Genomic DNA, 3,570 nt, shown 5'->3' with positions numbered 1-3,570 from the left:
TGACTTGGAAGGGAATTTGGTAAAATCAATTACTAGATATGAATTTTACAAAAATACCTTTTACGGTGTTTTCAAAGATTAAACGGTATTAGTTAGATTACAAGACTTATATGTTTAGGAAAATATTGACAAATCAGAATATAAAATTGCAAAAGAACGGTACGATAAAATTCATCAAGAATTAAAATCAAACGAAGTTGAACTAGAAGACAAAAAGAGGGTTATTGAAATCTATGAAAATGTTTTGATGAAGCTCAAATCTATTGAATGTCAATATAATGAATCAGATATAGAGGGCAAACGAAGAATAATTGGTTCGATATTTCCGAAAAAGTTTCAATTCGATAATAAAAAAGTTCGAACCGCCGATTTAAACCCTTTATTTTTGAGAATTGCTAGTATTAACGAACTTTCACAGAGGATAAAAAAAAGGACAAATTCAAAAAAAAATGAATTTGTCCGGGATGGTGGGCGATATTGATTTATCTTCAAACCAATTGTTAGAGTTTCTTGAATTTTTTATTGAGAAAATGCCATAAAAAGAACTCTAATATTTCTGTTGAATTTTTTTGAGCAATTAGTGGTTCAAACCTTAGGCTCCTGCGGTTTAATTGAGGTGATGTGAACCAACTGAACTAATAGCGATTTTATAATGATTTAAAATTTCTCCTTAATTAAAAAAAAATGTAGGTCCTATTTTAATTCTTCAAACATTTTTTATAAAATTTATTATTGACTATATTATCCTTCCAATAATAATTAGTCATAAGGTTAGATAAAAAAGTCAATATTTTTTTTAATTCTCTTTGAAATGTCAAAAGGTCGTGCTAATATTGATAAATGATGATTTAATAAACTTCAAGAACAATAATGGTTGGTTCGAGAACCATCAAGCAAAAGCTAAGATTAGTGCAGGCAGAGAAAATACTTGTACTAATTTGAGAATATCTAATAATACTACTTTTAAGGAACTAGTCTAAAGTGAGTTATCTCTGACAGATATAAATGTACCAGTTATTTCAAAATTTCATAGTAAAGGCCTTATTAATATAATGATAAGCCTACAGGTAATATTTCAATATCTTATTCAGAAAATAAAAGCGAATATGTTTTTTCTATTAATGATAACAGTCCAGGAATAGCGAGTGAAAATCAAGAAAAAATATTTCAGATTTTTTAATCACTACAATCAAATAGAGGGAATCATGGAATTGGGCTTTCTATAGTTAAAACAATTTTCGAAAAAGAGAACGTTAAAGATTTGGGAGAAAGCATGCAGAATGATGGTGCAACATTCTTTTTTACAATTAAAAAATAAGTATGAAGACACTGCTTTAAAATACAATAATTTAAATTTGGATTAAAAAATTTACCAATTACAAAGTTCCCACAAATTCATGTATCGCATATTATTATTGATAAAATTTTGGATATCCACGATAATACTGTTTTAATAGGTAAAGAAGTCATTCCCATAAGCTAGTGAAATAGAGACATTTTGATGAAACACCTTAATTTATTTATAACCAATAAGTTTCTCCAAAAAAATCAAAATATTTCATTTTTTTTAAATTATTTAATCGAATGTATTAGGCTATTCGTCTATACATATTTACTAACCGTCGAAAAAAAATCCCACGAAATTATCCAGCAATTATTTTTAAGAATTTTATAAATTATTTAAATCTACAAATTGCTTTAAATAAATAATTTATATTTAGAATAACTATGTTCAAAATTTTTAAATCGGCAAAAAGAACTGATTCTTGTATACAATGCAAAACATTGTAGATTAAAAGTTTTTGGGCGACAATCTTGTAAACTAGCCTCAAAAACCAAAATATTTGGAAGCGATTCTAGTAGTTTGGTCGTCTGCAATGTTCGAAATTACCCCTATACTAATTGAAAAATGGAGACCAGAAACCACTAAAAACTGAGTGTTACCGAAAAGCTAAAAGAGTAGGGAAATAAAAATTAAGAAAATATGAAATTTAACACAAAACTATTATTAGGTTCATCCATTATTCTGTCTGTTTTTTATTCCTGCAATTCGGAATCTAATACTGATTCAACTTCGTCAAATAGTGAGGCTTCAAATAGGTTACACTTTTCATTTAAAACACCTGATTGGGAAAGATGGGTAGACTGTGATTTAGATTTTCCTGCCAATGCTAAAAATGATAGCACTAATATTATATCATTTTATTCAGCCTCTACAAAAGCGGCATTATGCTTTACTTATCCAAAGGACAGTTCTAAAATTGTTAAAAATAGAGAATTAAAAAAATACAAAATAAAAAGTTATCTCGATAACGAGGAACCTTTTCAATTTTCTCAAAAATTACCTTTAGATCAAAACAGTTTGGATGACTTGAGTAAAAAATTGGTTAGTAATGAAGGATTTTCGGATGAAGAATACAATCAAGTAACCGAAGTAAAATACATAAAAAGCGAGACCAATTATTCCATTTTTAGAGTAAAGTGCTCCTATAAACTCAAAGCAAGAATTATTTCTACTCCAGAAATCAGTAAGCCAGTTTCGGGAACTTTCACCTTTTTGGTACGAACTACTAAAATATAGGAATTTATTATGGGCTAGTTTATTACAAAAGGATATCGAAATGCTATAAAATGGCAACAAATAAATAAATTATCGACAATTAAAAAACAACAAATTGTACTTAATAAGTAGAACAATATTAATCAAATAACAGTTAAAAAAATGAAAAAAAAATATTATTTAATGAAAATGTTCTTCTTGTTTTTTTCATTACCTTTTTTTGCTCAAAACAATCCTGTAACCACTATAGAATATCAAGCTCTGGTAGATGTCTATAATTCCATGGGCGGTGACAATTGGAATACTAAATGGGACATTAGTACCAATAATTTGCATACTACTGATTGGTATGGAGTAACCATTGAGAATGAACATGTCGTTGCAATTAATTTATATGGAAATAACATTAGTGGAGTATTACCAACTACTTTTAGCAATTTAAAATTCCTTAGAAGTTTGGATTTGAATGCTTCGAGTTATCCATACTATTATTATCCTAATGATTTAAGTACATCCGATTTAAATAACTTATCAGGATTGGAAAGTTTAGAAAATCTAAATTTAACTTCCTGCAAAATTTCAGGAACAATTCCGAATTCACTTGGTAATTTAATCAAACTTAAATCATTGAATTTGACTAGTAATTCTCTAGAAGGGCCTATTTTCGATGTTATAGGTAATTTGACTGCATTAGAAACTATAAATCTCTCATATAATAAATTCACTTCTATTCCTGCGAGCATAGGTAATTTGACAAACCTACAGACATTGTCATTGTCCAATAATAAACTAACGGTACTGCCAAAAGCACTTGAAAACCTACTTAGTCTCACTTCTGTAGATGTAAGTTATAACCAAATTTCTGATACTCAAGCATTATTAAATACCAACATCTATTTGCCGCTAGGTTATCAAACACTTTCGTTACCCGAGTTTGTTTATAAAGGCGATGATGTGTTACTTACTAATTTACCCAACATCACTCGTTACAATAGAGCGAATAATGATTT

2 protein-coding genes are annotated in these 3,570 nt (G+C 28.3%); both read left to right on the top strand.

The window, feature by feature from the left end; translation table 11 throughout:
• The first annotated feature begins 1,984 nt into the window (after positions 1-1,984).
• Positions 1,985-2,581, top strand: a complete 597-nt coding sequence (locus ACFQ0S_RS11585) for a hypothetical protein (protein WP_379758259.1) — start codon at positions 1,985-1,987, stop codon at positions 2,579-2,581.
• Positions 2,582-2,722: 141 nt separating this feature from the next.
• Positions 2,723-3,570 (top strand): leucine-rich repeat domain-containing protein (locus tag ACFQ0S_RS11580; protein ID WP_379819099.1); only part of this gene is annotated, 848 nt, incomplete at its 3' end.

Source organism: Flavobacterium myungsuense (genome assembly GCF_042677265.1).
Classification (GTDB): Bacteria; Bacteroidota; Bacteroidia; order Flavobacteriales; family Flavobacteriaceae; genus Flavobacterium; species Flavobacterium myungsuense.
The sequence above is the reverse complement of the archived record's forward strand: the minus strand, read 5'-3'. Positions and strand labels throughout refer to the sequence as shown.

What these genes read in the sequence shown, in the direction of transcription:
- ACFQ0S_RS11585 (WP_379758259.1), top strand. Translation starts at nt 1,985, where the DNA reads ATGAAATTTAACACAAAACTATTATTAGGTTCATCCATTATTCTGTCT.